The following is a 20223-nucleotide window of genomic DNA, read 5'->3' on the forward strand; positions in this document are numbered from 1 at the left end:
ACCATGGCAAGGATCGCATTCATCGGGCTTGGCAATATGGGCGGGCCGATGGCGGCCAATCTCGTCAAGAGGGGTCACGAGGTTCTCGGTTTCGATCTCGCGGCCTCGGTGCTGAAGGCGGCGGAGGCGAGCGGCGTCAAGCCGGCAAGCCATGCCAGCCAGGCGGTCAAGGACGCGGAGATCGTCATCACAATGCTGCCGCAGGGCCGGCACGTGCTGACGGCCTGGACCGATATCCTGCAGACGGCGGCGCAGGACACGCTGGTGATCGATTGCTCCACCATCGATGTCGACAGCAGCCGCAAGGCGCATGAGATGGCCAAGGCCGCAGGCTGCCTGTCGCTCGACGCGCCCGTCTCCGGCGGCACCGGCGGGGCGAGCGCCGGCACGTTGACCTTCATGGCGGGCGGCTCGGACGAGGCCTTCGCCAAGGCGAAGCCGATCCTCGAGGCCATGGGCAAGAGGATCGTCCATTGCGGCGAGGCGGGCGCCGGCCAGGCGGCAAAGATCTGCAACAACATGATATTAGGCATCTCGATGGTCGGCGTCTGCGAAGCCTTCGTGCTCGCCGAAAAACTCGGCCTCTCGCACCAGGCGCTGTTCGATGTCGCCTCGACCTCGTCAGGCCAGTGCTGGTCGATCAATACCTATTGCCCGGTGCCGGGACCGGTGCCGACCTCGCCCGCCAACAACGGCTACAAACCGGGTTTTGCCGCAGCGCTGATGCTGAAGGATCTCAAGCTATCGCAGGAGGCGGCACTGGCGAGCGGCGCGTCGACGCCGATGGGTGCCGAGGCGGCCCAGCTTTTTGCGCTGTTCGAGAAGCAGGGCAATGGCGGACGGGACTTTTCGGCGATCATCGAGATGTTCCGCGAAAAGGCGTAAGCGCTGACGGCGCGCCCTATATTGGCCAGCCTATGCCGAGGGACCAAGGCGCCGCCACGATTCCCTTCTCCCCAGCGGGGAGAAGATGCCGGCAGGCAGATGAGGGGGTAAGCGGCAAAGCCGCGAATGCGCTGAGCGCAAGCGAAGGGCAGCATGGAGGGTGTACCGCGTGGCCCCCTCATCCGACCCTTCGGGCCACCTTCTCCCCGCTGGGGAGAAGAGGGAGCAAGCAGCGACCTGCGGCATCCGATACCGTAATCCCGTCAGCCATCATCGCTGAACTTCCTTCCGCGACAGCAGCCAGACGAGATAGGGGCCGCCGATCAGCGCGGCGAAGAGGCCGACCGGCACCTGGTAGGGATAGATGACGACGCGTGACAGCCAGTCCGCCGCGGTCAGCACGCCGGCGCCGAAGATGAGGCTCGCCGCAAGCTGGTGGCCCGGCGCGCGGAAGCCGGCAAGGCGGGCAAGATGTGGCGCGATGAGGCCGGTGAGGCTGAGCGGGCCGACAAGGAACGAAGCGATCGCCGTCATCAGTGCGGCGAGGATGGCGAGCACCAGCCGGCTTGCCCCGACAGGAAGGCCGACAGCGCGACCGAGGCCTGCTCCGAGCGGCAGGATCGTCAGCCAGCGGCTGAGAAAGGGCAGGGGTGCGGTCAGCACGGCGAGCGAGAGGATGGCCGTCCAGGCTTCGAAGGCGCCGGCGCGGTTGGTCGAGCCGGACAGCCAGGTGAGCAGGATATAGCCGCGCATATCGCCCTGGGCGAGCACCATCGTCACGATCGCCATGGCAAAGGCGCCGATGCCGACGCCGGCAAGCAGCATGCGTTCCGGCGAGAACCCCGCGCGGGCGGAAATGGCGATCATGGCGAGGAAGGCTGCCAGTGCGCCGATCGCCATGGAAAGCAGCATGGTGACGGGTGAGGGGAAGCCGAAGAGGAAGAGCGCCACGGTGATGCCTGCGCCGGCGCCGCCGCTGACGCCCAGCACTTCGGGGCTGGCGATCGGATTGCCGGTCATCCTTTGCATGATGAAGCCGGCCGCCGCCAGCATGGCGCCGGCGCCGGCGGCCACCATCGTGCGCGGCAGGCGGAAGGGCAGGAGGTCGGCAAACAGCGCGCCGGTCGCCACATGCCAGCCGTTATCGGCCGGGCCGAAAGTGAGAACGACGGCAAAGAGCAGGAGGAGGGCCGTGAAGAGCAAAGCAAGCGCCCGGATCGGCTTTGCGAGCCTGTTCAGCATTTCGGCCGGCCGGGCGGCAATGGCTGAAACGGAGTGCACGCGCGGCAGCAGAAAGAGCAGCAGCGGGCCGCCGAGCAGGGCGGTTGCGGCGCCCGTGGGCGCGAGATCGGTAAAACCGGGGCCGAGGACCTGGGTGAGGCAATCGGTCAGGAAGAGCAGGCCGGCGCCCGTCAGCGGCGCGGCCACCATCAGCCGGCCGGAGCTGCGCGTGCCGGCAAGCCTTGCGATCGCGGGTGCGGCGAGCCCGAGAAAACCGATGATGCCGACCTCTGAGGTCACCGAGGCGGCGAGCCAGACGGCGAGGGTGACGATCGCCAGGCGGGTCGAATGCAGGGCGAGGCCGAGGCCCCTGGCGCCGCTGTCGTCGAGCGCGAGGATGCGCAGCGGCCGCACCAAGAGCAAAGCGGCGGCAAAGCCGACGATGAGTCGGGGGCCGAGCGACAGGACGCCGTTCCAATCCTGCTGGCTGAGCGAACCGGCGCCCCAGATATAGATCGACATGGCATATTCGCCGCGCGAAAGAACCAGCGTGACGCTGAGCGCCGAGGCGATCAGGCTGACGATCATGCCGGAAAGCGCCACCGTCACTGGGTCGAGCCCGCGCCGCCAGCTCAGAGCCAGCACGATGGCGACGGCCGCGATGCCGCCGCCAAAGGCGATCATCTCGCGCGGTAAACCGATGAGCAGAGGCGAGACGCTCATGGCCGCCGTCATTGCCAGTTCCGCGCCGGCGGCGATGCCGAGCGTCGAGGCGTCGGCGATCGGATTGCGCAGCACACGCTGCAGCAATGCGCCGGAAAGGCCGAGTGCGGCGCCGGCGATCAGGGCCAGCGCGGCGCGGGGCATGATGCCGTGCCAGAACAGCATCCCATTCAGCGCGGCTGCATCGGCAGCGCCGTGCGGGACCTCGGGGCGCGTGCCGATGAGGAGCGCGAAGGCGACAATGCAGAGCGTGGCGAAGATGATGCCGATGACAGGCGCGCCCGCGCGTCGTGCGGGCCTGGCGCTAACCATTCCATGCATGGGCGAGCCCCTCCGCCAACAGATCGGCAAAGCGGCCGGCGGCCGGCAGCGCGCCATAGGGATTGATCGAGCCGAGCATCAGCACGCGCTTTTCGCGCACGGCCGGCAAGGCATTCCAGAAGCCGCTGCTGGAGAGCGCAGCGAGAGCATCGGCCGGATGCGGGGGAATCATGACGATCCAGGCGTCGGGCATCGATGCCAATGTCTCAATGCCGATGGGGGCCGCCGCCGAGTAGCTGGTCGCACCCTGCCAGGCATTGGTCAGGCCGACGCGTTTCAGCACTTCGCCGAACATGCTGTCGGCGCCGAAGACGCGGAAATGCCTGGCGTCGCCGAGATTGATCGGGATGACCGGCCGCCCGTCGCCGGCGGTAAAGAGAGAGCGGTGGCGGTCGAGCCGGGCTGAAAGCGCCTCGGTCAACTGCCTGGCGGCGGGAAGCTGCAGGCGCTCGCCGAGTGCAAGCGTTACCTGCTCGGCCAGCGCGAAGGGGCTTTCGCCGGGCTTGTAGATCGCATGGCTTTCCACCGGCGCAATCAGGCGCATGCGCTCGTCGGCCCAGGCATAGAAGTTCGAATTGAAGATCAGCTCCGGTCGTGCAAACCGCAGCACCTCGAAATTCGGCGTGCCGCGCAGGCCGAGATCGGCCACCGCCGCCGGCACGTCAGGTTTGACGGCGACCTCGCGGAACTGCCGCAATTCGGTTGCCGCAACGACGTCGGCGCCGATGGCCAGCAGGGTTTCGAGCAGCGCCCAGTCGAGTGTGGCGACGCGCACGCCCTCTGCTGCCCGCACCGGCGCGGAGGCGGAGAGCGAGGCCGCCGCACCGGCCAGAAATTGCCTGCGGGAGAAGTAAGCCAGAAAGGCCATGCCTATAACAGATAGCTCACCGGTTCGTTGCGAACCGGATGCGGAAAGACGCCCATGCCGACGCCGAAAATCGACTGCAACGTCTCGGTCTGCATGATCTCGGCGGGCGTGCCTTCGGCGGTGATCCGGCCGCGGTTGAGCGCAATGATGGCATCGCAATAGCGCGCGGCCAGATTGATGTCGTGCAGGACGACGATGACGGTCAGCCCGCGTTCGTGACTGAGTTCCTTGACCAGCGAGAGAACGCTGGCCTGATGCGCGAGATCGAGTGCGGAGGTCGGCTCGTCGAGCAGCAGGCAGCGGGCGTCCTGGGCGAGCATCATGGCGATCCAGGCGCGCTGGCGCTCGCCGCCGGACATGTTGGCGACGAGGCGATCGGCGAAATCCTCGAGTTCGGTGCGGACGATCGCCTCCTCGACCTTGTTGCGATCGGTCGCGGTGAAGCGGCCGAGCGTGCCGTGCCAGGGGAAACGGCCGAGCGCGATCAGCTCGCGCACGGTCATCCCGTCGGTCGCCGGCGTGAATTGCGGCATATAGGCGACGTGCCGGGCAAATTCGCGGGCGCCCCAGTCGGCCGCCGGTTTGCCGCCGAAGGCGACGGCGCCGGATTTCGGCGCGACCTGGCGGGCGATGATCTTCAAAAGCGTGCTCTTGCCGGACCCGTTCGGCCCAACCAGCCCGTAGATGCGGCCCTGCGCAAGCGTCAGATCGATGCCGTGCAGAATGGATTTCGGCCCGACGGCATAGTCGATTTCCGACAGGGCAAGAAAAGGCGAAGGCATGGTCTGCTCCAGGTTGGTCGCTGCAAACGGGTTGGGGAGGGGCTCGCCCTCCCTTTCTCCGCAGGTTCCTGCAAAACTAAACTCAGATTGTCAACTTACCACTTTCTGCTGAGCTTGAAGGTGACGGTACGGGCATCGCCGTAACCGCAGACGGTCAGGCCGCCGCAACCCTTGACGTATTCCTTGTCGAAGAGGTTGGTGACGTTGAGCGCGGCGCCCCAGTTTTCCCGCTCGTAGCGGATCGCCGCGTCGACGAGGGTGGCGGCCGGCACCTTTTCGGTATTGGCCTCATCGGCCCAGGACCAGCCCTGATGGCGCACACCGGCGCCGAAGCTCATGCCCTCGAAAGCTCCCGCCGTCAGCGTATAGTCGACCCAGAGCGAGGCCGTCACCTTCGGGACGATATAGGGTGAATTGCCGACGAGCGCCGGGTTGGCCTCATTCTCCGTCACTTCCATGTCCGTATAGGCAAGCGAAGCGAGAAGCTTCCAGTTCTCGTTGATATTGACCTTGCCTTCGAGTTCGGCGCCGCGCGAGACGACTTCGCCGAGCTGGCTCTGGGCGAAGGTGGCCGGATTGGTGACCGTGTTGTTGCGCTTGGTGATGTGGAAGACCGAGGCAGTCAGCGAGCCGTCGATGAAGCTCGGCTCATATTTGATGCCGCCTTCGAACTGCTCGCCTTCCTCCGGCTTCAGCGCGCCGGATACGCCGGTGCCGATCAGCGGGTTGAAGAAGGTCGCGGCGCTGACATAGGGTGTCAGGCCGTTGTCGAACTCATAGGCAAGGCCGATGCGTCCGCTGACGGCGCTGTCGTTGGTGCTGAAGGTCGTGCCGATCACGGCATCCTGGTTGATGTCGACATAATCGTAACGGCCGTTCAGCGTCAGCAGCCAGCCGTCACCGAAATGGATGCGGTCCTGGGCATAGACGCCGATCTGGTCCTTGGTGACGATGCCGTCGGCATAGACGAAATTGGCGCCCTGCGTCGTGCCGTAGACGGGATCGGTGGCGCTGATCGAATTGGAGCCGCAGCAGGCCTGCCAATTGTCGAGACGGTAATAGGTGTAATCAAGCCCGACGAGAAGATTGTGCGTGGTGCCGCCGATGTCGGTTTCTCCTTCGAGCCGGTTGTCGATCGAGAAGGTGTCGACGCCCGAGCGACCCTCGAAACCGATGCGCGCCAGCTGATAATCCGGACCCGTCGGCACGCCGCCGACCCAGCCGTTCAGGTAGGGACCGATTTCATGCTTGTCGAGCCGGCCGTAGCGGGCGCTCTGCGAGAACTTGATGCCGTTGTCGAACTCATGCTCGAATTCGTAACCGATCATCTTCTGCACATAGCTGCCGTCGTCGAGGTCGGGCTCGCCATAAAAGGCGTCGCGGTCGATCTTGCCGAACGGCGCATCCTCGACGGTGCCGACATAGGGGAAGAAGCCGTTGCCGGTATGCACCTGATCGAGGCCGGCGAGGCTGCCCCAGACCGTCAGGCTGGTGGCGTCATCCGGCGAAATGGTCAGCTGCGGCATGATGAAGCCGCGGAAATCCTCGGAAAAATCCGAATAATTGTCGCCGCCCGCAACCTTGCCGGTGATGCGGTAGCTCATCGCTCCGCTGGCGCCGATCTTGTCGGAGACATCGAAGCCGGTGAAGGCGTTGCCGTTGCTGTTGATGCCGATCTCCGTATAGAAGAGCGGCTCGTCGAGCGGGCGCTTGCGGACGAGATTGACGATGCCGCCGGGATTGGCGCCGCCGTAAAGCACCGAAGCCGGGCCCTTCAGCACTTCGACGCGCTCCAGCATGAAGGGATCGAGCTGGAACCCGCCGAAGCCGTAGCTGAAAAGCGTCAGATTGTCGAAGAAGACACCGGTCTGGCCGGCGTCGAAGCCGCGGATATAGAACCAGTCGGTGTCGCCGTCATTGCCAAAGGGCTGCGAGGTGACACCCGGCGTATAGAGCAACGCCTCGTCGATCTTGTTGGTGATGCCGCGATCGTCCATTTCCTCAGTGCCGACGACGGAGACGGACTGCGGGATTTCATTGAGCGGCGTATCGCTCTTCGAGCCGGCGGAGGAGTTCTTGGCGACATAGCCCTTGACGGGGCTGGTCGCGGTGTCGCCACTGCCCTGGATGACGATCGGTTCGAGCTCCGTCGACGTTGCCTCCTGTGCCGCGGCGGCGCCCGCCATCAGGCCGGCGATCGCAACGCCTGCCAACAGATTTAGCTTGAAATTGCGACCCCTGGTCTGCCCGCGCATGTCTTGTCTACCCCACTCGTGCCGCGACGCTGGCGCGGCGAAGCCTTAATAAGGTGAGCGTTTAACTCAATTTTACCGGCTCGGCTTGTCCGGATCGGGGAAATTTGAACGTTTTTGGGCAATTCTCCGGCTCGCAAACAATTGCCCGATGACCGTTGCAATTAGGCAAGCTGGGCCTTTTTCCAGCTCGCCGGCGTGCTGCCGACATGCTTGCGGAAGACGCGGGTGAAATGCGCCTGATCGGCAAAGCCGGTTTCGGCGGCGATCGCGGTCAAGGCATATTCGCTCTCGACGAGCAGCCGCTTGGCCCTATCGAGCCGGGCATTGGTCTGCCACTGGTGCGGCGCGATGCCGGTCGAAGCCTTGAAGGCATGGCTGAAATGCGATTGCGACAGGCCGGTCAGGCCGGCGAGTTCCTCGAGGCGGATGTTGCGCAGGCAGTTTTGCTCGATGAAGTCGGTGGCGCGGCGAAGCTGCCAGGAGGCGAGCTTGCTGCGTTTGCGCGGCACCGCCTTGGAAAGCTTCAGCACATCGATGATCAGCGCCAGCGCGAGGCCGTCGCCATAGAGATCGTGCAGCGGCTCCGGATTGAGGCATTCGGCCGCGACCAGCTGCGCCAGCGCCAGCAGGCGCTCATCGGAGAAGAGAAGCTGCGGACTTCCGAGACGACGCGGGTCGATATCCTCCATCAGCCGGCGGCTGATCGTGTCGGCGTCGAAATGGACGTCGAGGTGGCGCACCGAATGCACGCCGGTCAGATCGGCCCAGACTTCCATGCCGGCCGGCACATAGGAGATCGGCCGCTTTTCCGCATCCTGAACGGCGCCCTCGGCCTTCGGCGACAGCTTGATGCGCGAATTGCCCGGTCCCCGTTTGTCGAGCATTATGAACAGCCGCGGATCCCGCGAGACATAATAGCCGCCGGCATAAGCGGCGCATTCGACGTCCCAGACATCGGCGACGATGCCGTTCCATTGGCGGCGATGCACGCCGCCAATGACGGAGAAGCCCTGGATCTTGTTCTGCATCCGCGGTTGAAACGTCATTTCCATTTCCGCCTCCGGCCAAGCGGCCGGAGATAAACCTTCAATTAATACTCAAGTTTATTACAGCAGGCGGAACCGGATGACAATCACCGAATGAGGTCCAGATCCGGGAACGGCAAGCCGCGATCGATCAGGGCTTCGCCACCGCGAAACGGAGCTGGCTGTCGCCGAGGAGGATATCGATCTCGCCTGGCTCCGTCAGTTCGATCGCGCCGCTCAACGTGCCCGTGGTGATCAGCGCGCCTGCCTTCAGCGATGTCTCAGGGCGCAGGCCGTCATTGGCGTAATCGACGAGCCAGGTGAGAACGTCGCCCTTCGGATGCTGCGCCGGACCATCATAGATCGTGCGGCCGGCATGGGTGACCTTGAGCGGCGTGCCGGCGGCGGTATCGACAACACTTTTGTCGAGCTTCGGGCCAAGCACATAGCCGCTATTGCCGAGGCGGTCTGATGTAAACAGCAGAAAGGAAATGCTGCCGCTTTCCCTGACGGCGCTGACCAGCAGCTCGGCGCCGAGATGGGCAGCGGAGATCGCCTCGACCACTTCGGCGCGGCTATAGGCAGTCCCGGTGCGGATCGGCAGATCCTTGCCGAGACGCACGGCGATCTCGGTCTCGAACTTCATGCCCGGATACCAGGGGATGCTCGCGCCCGAGGCGGCTTCGGCATAGGGATGCAGCGGACCGGTGACCGCCTGACCCTGCGGCGAGACCGTCACCTTCCAGGCATTGCTGGAAATACCGTCCGCCGCTGTCAGGAAATTCTGCGCCTCCATCGCCTGATGCAGATCGGCCGGCAGCGTGAAAGTGCCGGTTTCCTCCTGTCGGCCGGCTTGGCGCAGGCCGTGCAGTCTGGCGGCAAGGGCGCGTGGATCGAATGCCTCTGTCATGCTGTCTCCTCAAGCTGATTTTCGAGGTGGCACACTAACGGCAAGACAGCAACGAACAAGGGCGTTCTTGAGCCGTATTTAGGAAAGCTTACTCCATCGCCGCGTACCAGCGATCGCGATAGGCGGAAAGCCCCGCGATTTCGGCCGGCGGAACATGCGTCTCGGCGCCGGATACCGGCTGGATGCCGGTGAGAAGGGCGGCACCCTGGCTGGTGCCGGTCGAGCCGGGAAGAGCGAGGACCGCGCGGCCGGCAAGGGCGGCCAGCAGCTTCAGATAGGTCTCATTGAGGGCAAAAGGCCCTTCGACGATGACCAGGCCTTTGGCGCCGATCAGTCCGAGGCAGGCATCGGTCATCAAAGCGAGATAGAGGCAGGCGGCGGCATGCAGCTCCTCGCGGCTCGCCTCTTCCGCGCCAATCCAGCGGCTGGTCTTTCCGGGAAAAGGTCCGGAACCGGAGGTGACGTTGGGCAGCAGCATCATGCCCTTTTCGATGACAGGGCCGATCGCCGCCTGGGCCGCCTTTTCATCGACAGGGCCGATTTCGGCCGACAGGATTTCGAATTCCCGCCCGCCCATGAAACGCGAGGAGGGGACGGCCCGGCCATAGGCATCGACATTGGCGAGCGCATCGCGTTTGGCATCGAGGTGATCGAGATCGCCGCCGACGCCGAAATTGATCACCCAGGTGCCGGTGGAGACAACGGCGAAGGGGGCCTCGCGATGGACGAGATGCGGCAGCAGCGAGGCATTGGAATCGTGAATGCCGCAATAGACCGGCACGGGGGCTGCGAGCCCAAGCTTCGCGGCAATCCCCGGCAGCACCGGGCCGAGCGCATCGAAGGCGGAGCGGATCGGCGCCATCAGCGCGCGGATGCCGAGCCTGTCGACGAGCGAGGAATAGTCGCCCGCCTTCGGATTCCAGAGGTCGGTGTGGCAGCCGAGCGAGGTCAGCTCGTTGGCGGCGACACCCGTCAGCCGCCCCGTCCAATATTGCGCATAGGTGAGGATGGTCGCCACCTCAGCGAACGCCTCGGGAAAGGCGGTTCTCTGGTAATGCAGCTGGGCGCCGACATTGAGGCCCATCGAAAGGCGCGGCGAGAAGGTCTCGTCGAAGGAGGGGCGCAAGGCCGTATAGGCATCGCGGATCGCTTCGGGATATTCGTGTTCGTAGTCGATCACAGGCATGGCGAGCTGACCGTGCCGATCGAGCAGCGCCGCGGCGGCGCCATGGGTCGTGATTGAAATGGCGTCGAAACCGGGTTCCCGCGCCAGCGTCTTCAGGGCATCGAGCGCGAAGGACCAGAGAGCCTCTATATCGTAATGCGGGTAGGGGCCGGTCTTGATCGTAACGTTCGGCCGCTTCAGGACGGCGATCTCGGCGCCCGTTCCGCTGTCGAGCACGACGACCTTGGCGTTGGTCTTGCCGATGTCGAGAACGGCGATGCGGCGATAGGAGCTGGCGGTCATGGCATATGGAAAAGGGTGACGAGGTCGCTTTGAACCGGCGAATTGTCCGGGTTCGTCGCCATGATATCGGCCATGTGCGCCCACCATTTCTTCATGACGGGATGTTCCGGCAGGCTCGCCATCGTGTGGTCCTTCGGCCGCGTCAGCACGCCGAACAGCGTGTTGGTGTCGCGGTCGAGATGGATGGAATAGTCGCTGGCGCCCGACTGGTGCAGGAGATCGATCAGCTCCGGCCAGATCTCGTCGTGCCGCTTGCGATATTCGGCTTCCATGCCGGGGTTGAGCTGCATCTTGAAGGCGTGTTTTTCCAATGTCATCGGGAACTCATGAGCTTGATGCGGCGGGCGATGATCGGGATGGCGATGGTGATGATAAGCAGAAGGCCGATGAAGATCGACATGACGATGCCGGGCACATTCAACAGGCCGAGGCCGAAGGTGACGAGGCCCATGACGAAGGCGGCGATGACGACGCCGCCGATCCTGCCGGAGCCGCCGAGGATCGAGATGCCGCCGAGCACGACCATGGTGACGACCTCGAGTTCCCAGCCCTGGGCGATCGAAGGCCGGGTCGAGCCGAGGCGCGAGGTCAGGCAGACGGCGGCGACACCGCTCATGATGCCGGTCAGCAGGAAGAGGATGAATTTGACGCGCTCGACCGGGATGCCGGAGAAGCGGGCGGCAAAATCATTGTTGCCGATCGCATAGACCTGCCGGCCGAAATTCGTCGCATGCAGCAGGATGGCGAAGAGGATCGCCACGACGATGAAGAGCACGAATTCGAAGGAGAACACCCAGACGACATAACCCTGGCCGAAATAGGCGAAATCGGCGGGGTATTTGCCATAGGCCTGGTCGCCGAGCACGATATAGGAAATGCCGCGGAAAAGGCTCATCGTACCAATGGTGACGACGATCGACGGCAGTTTCAGCACCGAGACGAGCACGCCGTTGAAGATACCGCAGGCAAGGCCGGTGCCAATGCCGATCAGCACAAGACCGGGCGTGCCGATGCCGGCTTGAGCTGCCGCTCCCATCGCCGTCGAGGCGAGCGCGATGATGGCAGCAACCGAGAGGTCGATCTCGCCCGAGATGACGAGCAGCGCCATGGCGAAGGCAATCATCGCCTTTTCGGTGAAGTTGAAGGTCGCGTCCGAGAGGTTCCAGGCATCGAGGAAATAGGGCGAAGCCAGCGAATTGAAAATGAAGATCAGGACGGCGACGCCAAAGAGCAGCACTTCCCAGCTTGCGATGATGCGGCGGAAAGGCGTGCCGAGGCGGTCGGGGATGACCCGCTTTTCGGACGGCGTGGAAACGGCGCTCATGCTGCGGCCTCCGTTGTCGTGTCGGCTGCGGCGCGGTCGCGCAGGATGATGCGGCCGCGGTTGCGCTCGCGTCGGGCGTTGAAGGCGACGGCGAGGATGATGACGGTGCCTGATATCGCCATTTGGGTGAAGGGTGAAATACCGATGACCGGCAGGGCATTCTTGATGACGCCGAGGAAGAGTGCGCCGAGGACCGTGCCGGCGACCGAGCCGACGCCGCCCGCAATCGAAATACCGCCGATGACGCAGGCGGCAACACTGTCGAGTTCGAAGCCGTTGGCGATATCGACATAGGCGACAGCATAACGCGACACCCAGAGATAGCTCGCGAGACCCGCCAGGGCACCCGAGAGGACGAAGGCTAGGAATTTCGTCCGGCCCGTATCGATGCCGGCATAGACCGCCGCGGTCGGATTGCCGCCGGTCGCATAGGCGGAGCGGCCGAACTGGCTGTAGCGCAGCAGCATGTACATCAGCGCGACGATGATGATCGCGACCCAGCTCAGCACCGGCAGGCCGAGGATCGGTGTGCGGGGGACGGCGAGGAAGGTCGGCGTCATCTGGTGCGCGTTGACCCAGGCGCCGCCCGAAAGCACGAAGGCCATGCCGCGATAGATGGTGAGCGTGCCGAGCGTCACGACGATCGGCGGGATTTCGAGACGCCAGACGAGGAAGCCGTTGATCGTGCCGAGTGCCGCGCCGATGATGATCGCGGCGAGGATGAGAACGACGAGCGGCAGGCCCGGATATGCGGCATTCATCATCGCGATCGCCATGCCTGTGAAGGCGAGATTGGCGGCGACCGACAGGTCGATCGATTTCGTCAGGATCACCGTCATCTGCGCCAGCGCCAGGATGATCAGGATGGAGGTATCGTTGAAGATGCCGGCGAGATTGTCCGGCGTTGCGAAATCGGCTGCCCGCGTCGAGAAGATCGCGATCATCACGACGATGATGAGGAACAGCAGGGTTTCGCGTTTTCTGATCAGTCTTGCCATGCTTCTACCTCATGCATTGCCGGTGGCGGCGCGCACCAGCGCTTCCGGCGACAGTTCGGCGCGTTCGAAAATTCCGGCCGAGAGGCCTTCCTTCATGACGAGGACACGGTCGGACATGCCGATGATCTCCGGCAGTTCGGACGAGACCATGATGATCGACAGGCCTTCGGCGGCGAGTTCGCTGATGAAGCCGTGCACGGCCGCCTTCGAGCCGATGTCGATGCCCTTGGTCGGTTCGTCGAGAATGATGACCTTCGGCGCCGTCGCCAGCCATTTGCCGATGACAACCTTCTGCTGGTTGCCGCCCGACAGCGTGCCGACCGGCACGGAAAGCGCGGCAGCGCGCAGATCCAGCCGCTCGGCATATTTGCGGGCCAGCGCGAATTCGTTCGCAGCCCGGAGGAAGCCGCGGCGCGAGGTGCGGGCGAGCGACGGCAGCGTCATGTTCTGGAAGATCGGCATCGGCAGCGCCAGGCCATGGCGGCCGCGCTCTTCCGGCACATAGACGATGCCGGCGCGGATCGCGTCCTGCGGCGAATGGATGGTGATCTCGCGCCCTTCGAGCATCATCGTGCCGGAAAGCGGCTTGGTGATACCGAAGAGCGATTGCGACAGTTCCGAGCGGCCGGCGCCGATGAGGCCGTACACGCCGAGAATCTCACCCTTGCGCAGGGTGAAGGAAATGTCGCGGAATTCGGTGCGGTGGCTGTAGTTGCGGATCTCCAGCACCGGGCCACCGATGGCAACATCGATCTTCGGAAAGACGTTCTCGACGTCGCGGCCGACCATCATGCGGACGATCTCGTCCTGCGGCGTGTCCTTGAGCCGCCCCTGGCCGACGGCGCGACCGTCGCGGAAGACGACGAAATCGTCGGCGATCTCATAAAGCTCGTCGAACTTGTGGCTGATGAAGAGGATCGCCTTGCCCTGGTCCTTCAGGCCCCGGACGATGCGGAACAGATCGTCGATCTCCTTGCGGGAAAGGGCGGCGGTCGGTTCGTCCATGATGACGATGCGGGCCTCGATCGACAGCGCGCGGGCAATCGCCACCAGGTGACGCTGCGCAATGGAGAGGTCCTTCAGCCGGATGGTCGGATCGATATTGCTTTCGAGCGCGGTCAACAGTGTCTTCGAGCGGCTGTTCATCGCCTGCCAGTCGATGGTGCGCAGGCGCGTGCGCGGCGCATGGCCGAGGAAGATGTTTTCGGCAACCGTCAGTTCGTCGAAAAGCACTGTTTCCTGATGGATGGCGGTGACCCCGGCATCGATCGCAGCCTGGGCGCTGGCAAAACTCGTCGGCCGGCCGTCGACCAGGATCTCGCCTTCGTTCGGCCGGTAGATGCCGGTCAGGATCTTGACGAGCGTCGATTTGCCGGCGCCGTTTTCGCCGATCAGTGCGGTCACTGTGCCGGGATGAAGGGCGATGCTGACATTGTCGAGCGCCTTCACGCCGGGAAAGATCTGGGAGATGCCGCGCATTTCCAGAATGGCGGGCGCGTCTGGCATGGGGCTCGTTTCGTGCTTTTGCGTTGCGGCGTGCATCATTCGTTTCACCTTGAAAACCCCTCCCCAACCCCTCCCCACAAGGGGGAGGGGCTTGACCCACCGCGATGCCGAGGCTCGCGATGGGCGGGGGCGTTGCTTCAGATTATCTCCCCCCTTGTGGGGGAGATGGCCGGCAGGCCAGAAGGGGTCTTAACGATCAGAAGACCTTGGAGAACTGGTCGATGTTCGAAGCATTGTAGACGAAGGGATCGGCCATGGCGGCTTCGCCGTTGTCGCCGACCTTGATCTTGCCCATGCGGCCGGCATTGATCTCGCTGCCCGGCTTGCCGTCGGTCTCGCCCTTGACGAGGCGATAGGCGATCTGGGTTGCGGAATAGCCGAGATCGATCGGGTTCCAGATGGCGAATTCCTTCGTGGCGCCCGACTTGATGGCGCCGGCCATTTCGGACGGCAGGCCGAGACCGGTGACGTAGACCTTGCCGACAAGGCCCTTGTCTTCGACGACCTTGGAAGCGGCGAGAACGCCGACCGTCGTCGGAGCGACGATGACCTTGACGTTCGGGTTCGACTTCAAGAGGCCTTCGGCTTCACGATAGGACTTGTCCGAGAGGTCGTCGCCGTAAACCGTGGTGACGAGGTTAAGGCCCGGGAAGTCCTTGAGCTGCTTCTTCATCTGGTCGATCCAGATGTTCTGGTTGGTCGAGGTGGTCGTTGCCGACAGGATGGCGAAGTCACCCTTGCCGCCTTCCAGATGATCCTTGGCGAGCGTCAGGCACATCTTGCCGATCAGCTCGTTGGACGAGGGGTTGAGCTGCAGGATGCGGCCTTCCGGTGCGACGCCGGAATCCCAGGAGATGACCTTGATGCCGCGCTGGGTCGCCTTCTTCAGCGCCGGAACGAGCGCGTCCGGATCGTTGGCCGAAACGGCGATGGCGTCGACGCCCTGGGCGATCAGCGAGTTGATGACTTCGATCTGGCCTTCGGCCGTCGTCGACGTCGGACCGGTGTAGATGACCTCGACGCCGCCGAGTTCCTTGGCGGCTTCCTGGGCGCCCTTGTTGGCGGCGTCGAAAAAGCCGTTGCCGAGCGACTTCACGACGAGGCCGATCTTGATGTCCGCGGCGGTTGCCGTGCCGGCCATCATGGCGACGGCGAGCGCGACGCCGAGCGCAAGTGTCTTTGCGAGTTTCATGTGCTTTCCTCCCTTAAAGATTAGACTTCCACACCTCGGCGGCGCCTCATGCGACCGACGAGGAATCCTCCCTCACAGCCTGGGTCACCGGGCTTGCGACAACGAGCCGGACGCCGGCATTCTCGACCATGCGCGCCGCCTCTTCCGAAATCCCGTCATCGGTGATGACCACGGAAACGCGGTCGAGCGCGCAGAGAATGAGGCTCGACCGGCGATTGAATTTGCTCGAATCGACCATGACGACGAGTTCGTCGGCCTGATGCATCAGCTTCTGCTCGCTCTGGATGATGAGGGCATCCGCCTCCATGATGCCGAGCGGGCCGACGCCCTGTGCGCCGATGAACATTCGCCGCGCATAAAAATTGCGGATCGCGTCATTGTCGAAAGGCGATAGGATCAGGCTCTGTTCGCGGTAGATCGCACCGCCCGGCACCGTCACCGTGTTTTTGGAATGCTTCACCAGATGTTCGGCGATGGCGAAAGAGTTGGTCATGACCTGCAGGCGATGGCCGGCCATATAATGCACCATCTGGAAGGTCGTCGTGCCGCCATTGATGATGATGGCGTCGCCGGCTTCGCAGAGATCGACGGCGGCGCGTGCAATTGCGCGCTTTTTATCGATGTTGACTGATTCTGAAACCCGGAAGGGTCGGCCGGCAAGATTGCCGAGCTGCGGCGGGTGCACGGCTTCCGCACCACCGCGGACCCGGCGGATCTTGCCCTGCACATGAAGAGCCGCAATATCGCGCCGGATGGTCGCTTCGGAAGCTTCCGTAAGCTCGGAGATGTCCTGGATCGTAACGACGGACTTTTCCTGAACGGCGCTTAAGATGATGCGATGGCGTTCGCGTTCGTGCATTGGGCTCCTCCTCTTGTCATATTTATTTCGTATCCGTTAAAGGCTGTCAATCACAAACGATCATAAATTTTCATATTGCGATGCAGCATAATCGATTTTGATCGTTTTCGATTGACAAGCGCACTTTTGATGCGCGATACCGTGAGCGAAAGGGCGTGCTGATTGCGGCCCCCGACAAGCCTGATATGGGAGGATGATATGGCGGCGAACGTCCGGCTTCTGGAAAACCGGTGGGATGATGGTTACGCGGCGGGCCTCGACGAGCCCGGCAAGCTGCTCTATCGCTCCAACCTGCTCGGTGCCGACAAGCGCATCACCAATTACGGCGGCGGCAACACCTCGGCGAAGGTGATGGAAACCGATCCGCTTGATGGCGGCAAGGTCAAGGTGCTCTGGGTCAAGGGCTCGGGCGGCGACGTCGGCACGATCAAGCTCGATGGTTTCGCCACGCTCTACCAGGACAAGCTGGAATCGCTGAAATCCATCTATAAGGGTGTCGAGGACGAAGACCGCATGGTCGGCTTCCTGCCGCATTGCACCTTCAACCTCAACGGCCGCGCCGCCTCGATCGACACGCCGCTGCACGGTTTCGTGCCTTTCACCCATGTCGATCACATGCATCCCGATGCGATCATCGCCATTGCCGCGTCGAAGAATTCGAAAGAATTGACGCAGCAGATCTTCGGCAACGAGATCGGCTGGCTGCCCTGGCGCCGTCCGGGCTTCCAGCTCGGCCTCGATCTCGAAGCCTTCGTCAAGGCCAACCCGAACGCCAAAGGCGTCGTGCTCGAAAGCCACGGCCTCTTCACCTGGGCGAATGATGCCAAGGCCTGCTACGAGCTGACGCTCGAGATCATCAACAAGGCGATCGTCTGGTTTGCCGAAAAGACCGAAGGCAAGACGATTTTCGGCGGCGCGGTTTCCGAGAGCCTGCCGGTTGCCGAACGCCGCGCCATCGCCGCCCGGCTGATGCCGGAGATTCGCGGCCGCATCGGCAAGCAGGAGCGCAAGCTCGGGCATTTCGACGATCAGGACGCCGTGCTCGAATTCGTCAATTCCAGGGATCTGCGCCCGCTCGGCGCGCTCGGCACCAGCTGCCCGGATCATTTCCTGCGCACCAAGATCCGGCCGCTGATCGTCGATTTCGATCCCGCCAAGCCGGATGTCGACGCGATCATTGCCGGTCTCGACCAGGCGCTGGAAGATTACCGCGCCGACTACGCCCGCTATTACAACGACTGCAAGCATGACAATTCGCCCGCCATGCGCGACGCCAATCCGGTGATTTTCCTCGTTCCCGGCGTCGGCATGCTGTCCTTTGCCCGCGACAAGGCGACATCACGCATCGCCAGCGAATTCTACGTCAACGCCATCAACGTCATGCGTGGTGCCTCGACGGTATCGGAATATCAGGGCCTGCCGGAGCAGGAGGCATTCGATATCGAATACTGGCTGCTCGAAGAGGCCAAGCTGCAGCGCATGCCGAAGCCGAAGAGCCTGGCCGGCCGGGTGGCCTTCGTCACCGGCGGCGCCGGCGGCATCGGCCGGGCGACGGCCGCGCGCCTCGTCGGCGAGGGCGCCTGTGTGGTGCTCGCCGATATCGACCAGGCGGCGCTCGAATCGACCGAAGCCGATTTCGTGAAGAAATATGGCGCCGATGCCGTGCGTACCGTGAAGCTCGACGTTACCAAGGAAGACGCCGTTATCGCCTCCTTCGCCGAGTCCTGCGTCGAATTCGGCGGCATCGATATTCTCATTTCGAATGCCGGTATCGCCTCTTCGGCGCCGATCGAAACGACCGAGCTGTCGACGTGGAACCGCAACATCGACATTCTGGCGACCGGTTACTTCCTCGTCTCGCGTGAGGCCTTCCGGCTGTTCCGCCGGCAGGCGCTCGGCGGCAACGTCGTCTTCATTGCCTCGAAGAACGGGCTTGCCGCTTCGCCGAATGCGTCCGCCTATTGCACGGCGAAGGCCGCCGAGATCCATCTCGCCCGCTGCCTGGCGCTGGAAGGCGCGGATGCCGGCATCCGCGTCAACACCGTCAATCCGGATGCGGTCCTGCGCGGCTCCAAGATCTGGAGCGGCGAATGGCGCGAACAGCGTGCGGCTTCCTCGAAGATCGAAGTGGACGACCTGGAGGAGCATTACCGCAAGCGTTCCATGCTGAAGCTCAACGTGTTCCCGGAAGACATCGCCGAAGCGGTTTACTTCCTGGCATCCGATCTCTCGGCCAAGTCGACCGGCAACATCATCAACGTCGATGCCGGCAACGTGCAGAGTTTTACGCGCTAACTATTTTCGGAGGATCACCCATATTGCGTGGATGATCCCCGGCACATAGCCGCAAAGCGTCAGCAATATGTTGAGCCAGAAATGCAGGCCGATCCCGACCTGCAGGAATACGCCAAGGGGCGGCAGGATGATCGCAAGAAGAATGCGGACGATGTCCATCGTAGCTCCTGAGTTTTGAAGACATACAAGCGTTAGAACGCAAACCACGGTTCGGTGGTTCGCGACGTGGGAGGAAACAATGGCTGAATTCAGGATTGCGCCGGATCTGGTGGCGAGCGAAAATGAAAAGCGGGTGGCGGCACTGAAAGCCGATTACGACGCATTGGGTGCGACGCTCGATCGGCGCGGCGTCGATATCGAAGCAATCACCCGCAAGGTTGCGGAATTTTTCGTCGCCGTTCCGTCCTGGGGTGTTGGCACCGGCGGCACGCGCTTTGCGCGTTTTCCCGGAACCGGCGAGCCGCGTGGCATCTTCGACAAGCTCGACGATTGCGCCGTCATCAACCAGCTGACGCAGGCGACGCCGAACGTCTCGCTGCATATTCCCTGGGACAAGGCGGATGCACGGGAATTGAAGGCCAAGGGCGATGCGCTCGGCCTCGGCTTCGACGCAATGAATTCGAACACTTTTTCCGATGCGCCGGGACAGGCCCATTCCTACAAATACGGTTCGCTCAGCCATACGGATGCGGCAACGCGGGCGCAGGCGGTCGAGCACAATCTCGAATGCATCGAGATCGGCAAGACGATCGGCTCGAAGGCGCTGACGGTGTGGATCGGCGACGGCTCGAACTTTCCCGGCCAGAGCAATTTTACCAGGGCGTTCGAGCGTTACCTCGCCTCGATGGCTGACATTTACAAGGCGCTGCCCGACGATTGGAAGCTCTTCACCGAGCACAAGATGTACGAGCCGGCCTTCTATTCGACGATCGTGCAGGATTGGGGCACCAACTACCTGATCGCCCAGACGCTCGGCCCCAAGGCTCATTGCCTGGTCGATCTCGGCCATCATGCGCCGAACACCAATATCGAAATGATCGTCGCCCGGCTGATCCAGTTCGGTAAGCTCGGCGGCTTCCACTTCAACGATTCGAAATATGGCGATGACGATCTCGACGCCGGCGCGATCGATCCCTACCGGCTGTTCCTCGTCTTCAACGAGCTGGTCGATGCCGAACAGCGTGGGGTCAACGACTTCAACCCGGCCCATATGATCGACCAGTCGCACAATGTCACCGATCCGATCGAGAGCCTGATCAACAGCGCCAACGAAATCCGCCGCGCCTATGCGCAGGCGCTGATCGTCGACCGCAAGGCGCTCGAGGGTTACCAGCAGGACAATGACGCGCTGATGGCGTCGGAAACGCTGAAGCGCGCCTATCGAGCCGATGTCGAGCCGATCCTCGCCGAAGCCCGGCGCCGGGCCGGCGGCGCCATCGACCCGATCGCCGCCTACCGCGCCAGCGGCTACCGCAACAAGGTGGCGGCCGAACGCCCGGCTTCCGTTGCCGGCGGCGGCGGTATCATCTGAATTGCAAAGCTGAAAATAAAAGGATGACCGGCAGCGCGGATGACGCGCTGCCGGTCATTG

17 protein-coding genes are annotated in these 20223 nt (G+C 63.3%); 3 read left to right on the top strand and 14 right to left on the bottom strand.

Translation table 11 applies throughout. The annotated features are described in order from the left end of the window. The first annotated feature begins 3 nt into the window (after nucleotides 1-3). On the top strand, nucleotides 4-885 hold the full coding sequence (mmsB, locus tag CO655_RS05355) for a 3-hydroxyisobutyrate dehydrogenase (RefSeq protein WP_097608555.1): 882 nt from the start codon (nucleotides 4-6) through the stop codon (nucleotides 883-885). Nucleotides 886-1155: 270 nt separating this feature from the next. Here mmsB and fhuB read toward each other — a convergent pair whose 3' ends face one another. The 13 genes from fhuB to CO655_RS05420 all read right to left on the bottom strand — a co-directional run bounded on the left by fhuB (nucleotide 1156) and on the right by CO655_RS05420 (nucleotide 16337). Continuing rightward, nucleotides 1156-3150, bottom strand: a complete 1995-nt coding sequence (gene fhuB / locus CO655_RS05360; RefSeq protein ID WP_245423758.1) for a Fe(3+)-hydroxamate ABC transporter permease FhuB — start codon at nucleotides 3148-3150, stop codon at nucleotides 1156-1158. Then, on the bottom strand, nucleotides 3134-4018 hold the full coding sequence (locus tag CO655_RS05365) for an ABC transporter substrate-binding protein (RefSeq protein ID WP_097664030.1): 885 nt from the start codon (nucleotides 4016-4018) through the stop codon (nucleotides 3134-3136). Before CO655_RS05365 ends, fhuB begins: the two co-directional genes overlap by 17 nt. Nucleotides 4019-4020: 2 nt before the next feature. Continuing rightward, nucleotides 4021-4800: an ATP-binding cassette domain-containing protein gene (locus CO655_RS05370; RefSeq protein WP_097664031.1), complete on the bottom strand. Its 780-nt coding sequence runs from the start codon at nucleotides 4798-4800 to the stop codon at nucleotides 4021-4023. Between the two features lie 95 nt (nucleotides 4801-4895). Further along, nucleotides 4896-7055, bottom strand: coding sequence for a TonB-dependent siderophore receptor (locus CO655_RS05375; protein WP_097664032.1), 2160 nt, complete (start codon nucleotides 7053-7055; stop codon nucleotides 4896-4898). Nucleotides 7056-7216: 161 nt separating this feature from the next. Continuing rightward, nucleotides 7217-8101 (bottom strand): AraC family transcriptional regulator, encoded by an 885-nt coding sequence (locus CO655_RS05380; RefSeq protein WP_097664083.1) that lies wholly within the window; start codon nucleotides 8099-8101, stop codon nucleotides 7217-7219. A gap of 130 nt (nucleotides 8102-8231) precedes the next feature. Then, nucleotides 8232-8990, bottom strand: coding sequence for a fumarylacetoacetate hydrolase family protein (locus CO655_RS05385; protein WP_097664033.1), 759 nt, complete (start codon nucleotides 8988-8990; stop codon nucleotides 8232-8234). Nucleotides 8991-9078: 88 nt separating this feature from the next. After that, nucleotides 9079-10458 (bottom strand): FGGY-family carbohydrate kinase, encoded by a 1380-nt coding sequence (locus tag CO655_RS05390; protein WP_097664034.1) that lies wholly within the window; start codon nucleotides 10456-10458, stop codon nucleotides 9079-9081. Continuing rightward, complete coding sequence (rhaM, locus tag CO655_RS05395) at nucleotides 10455-10775, bottom strand: L-rhamnose mutarotase (RefSeq protein WP_097608561.1); 321 nt, start codon at nucleotides 10773-10775, stop codon at nucleotides 10455-10457. The genes CO655_RS05390 and rhaM overlap by 4 nt, the downstream gene beginning before the upstream one ends. After that, nucleotides 10772-11782: an ABC transporter permease gene (locus tag CO655_RS05400; protein WP_097608562.1), complete on the bottom strand. Its 1011-nt coding sequence runs from the start codon at nucleotides 11780-11782 to the stop codon at nucleotides 10772-10774. Before CO655_RS05400 ends, rhaM begins: the two co-directional genes overlap by 4 nt. Beyond that, nucleotides 11779-12780 (bottom strand): ABC transporter permease, encoded by a 1002-nt coding sequence (locus tag CO655_RS05405; RefSeq protein ID WP_097664036.1) that lies wholly within the window; start codon nucleotides 12778-12780, stop codon nucleotides 11779-11781. The genes CO655_RS05400 and CO655_RS05405 overlap by 4 nt, the downstream gene beginning before the upstream one ends. A 9-nt stretch (nucleotides 12781-12789) precedes the next feature. Further along, nucleotides 12790-14286 carry a sugar ABC transporter ATP-binding protein gene (locus CO655_RS05410; RefSeq protein WP_245423759.1) on the bottom strand — a complete coding sequence of 499 codons (1497 nt, stop codon included), beginning with the start codon at nucleotides 14284-14286 and terminating at the stop codon, nucleotides 12790-12792. A 196-nt stretch (nucleotides 14287-14482) separates the two neighbouring features. Further along, complete coding sequence (gene rhaS, locus CO655_RS05415) at nucleotides 14483-15478, bottom strand: rhamnose ABC transporter substrate-binding protein (RefSeq protein WP_097582193.1); 996 nt, start codon at nucleotides 15476-15478, stop codon at nucleotides 14483-14485. A 46-nt stretch (nucleotides 15479-15524) separates the two neighbouring features. Continuing rightward, on the bottom strand, nucleotides 15525-16337 hold the full coding sequence (locus CO655_RS05420; RefSeq protein ID WP_010027273.1) for a DeoR/GlpR family DNA-binding transcription regulator: 813 nt from the start codon (nucleotides 16335-16337) through the stop codon (nucleotides 15525-15527). A 198-nt stretch (nucleotides 16338-16535) separates the two neighbouring features. Between CO655_RS05420 and CO655_RS05425 the strand changes: the two genes are divergently transcribed. Beyond that, complete coding sequence (locus CO655_RS05425; RefSeq protein ID WP_097664038.1) at nucleotides 16536-18632, top strand: bifunctional rhamnulose-1-phosphate aldolase/short-chain dehydrogenase; 2097 nt, start codon at nucleotides 16536-16538, stop codon at nucleotides 18630-18632. On the opposite strand, the gene CO655_RS05430 is transcribed toward CO655_RS05425, so the two are convergent. Further along, on the bottom strand, nucleotides 18633-18791 hold the full coding sequence (locus tag CO655_RS05430) for a YqaE/Pmp3 family membrane protein (RefSeq protein ID WP_088689959.1): 159 nt from the start codon (nucleotides 18789-18791) through the stop codon (nucleotides 18633-18635). A gap of 79 nt (nucleotides 18792-18870) precedes the next feature. On the opposite strand from CO655_RS05430, the gene rhaI reads away from it, so the two are divergent. After that, nucleotides 18871-20163 carry an L-rhamnose catabolism isomerase gene (rhaI, locus tag CO655_RS05435; RefSeq protein ID WP_097664039.1) on the top strand — a complete coding sequence of 431 codons (1293 nt, stop codon included), beginning with the start codon at nucleotides 18871-18873 and terminating at the stop codon, nucleotides 20161-20163. Nucleotides 20164-20223: the final 60 nt, after the last annotated feature.

This window comes from Rhizobium sp. M1, assembly GCF_002531805.1.
In the GTDB taxonomy this organism is placed as follows: domain Bacteria; phylum Pseudomonadota; class Alphaproteobacteria; order Rhizobiales; family Rhizobiaceae; genus Rhizobium; species Rhizobium etli_C.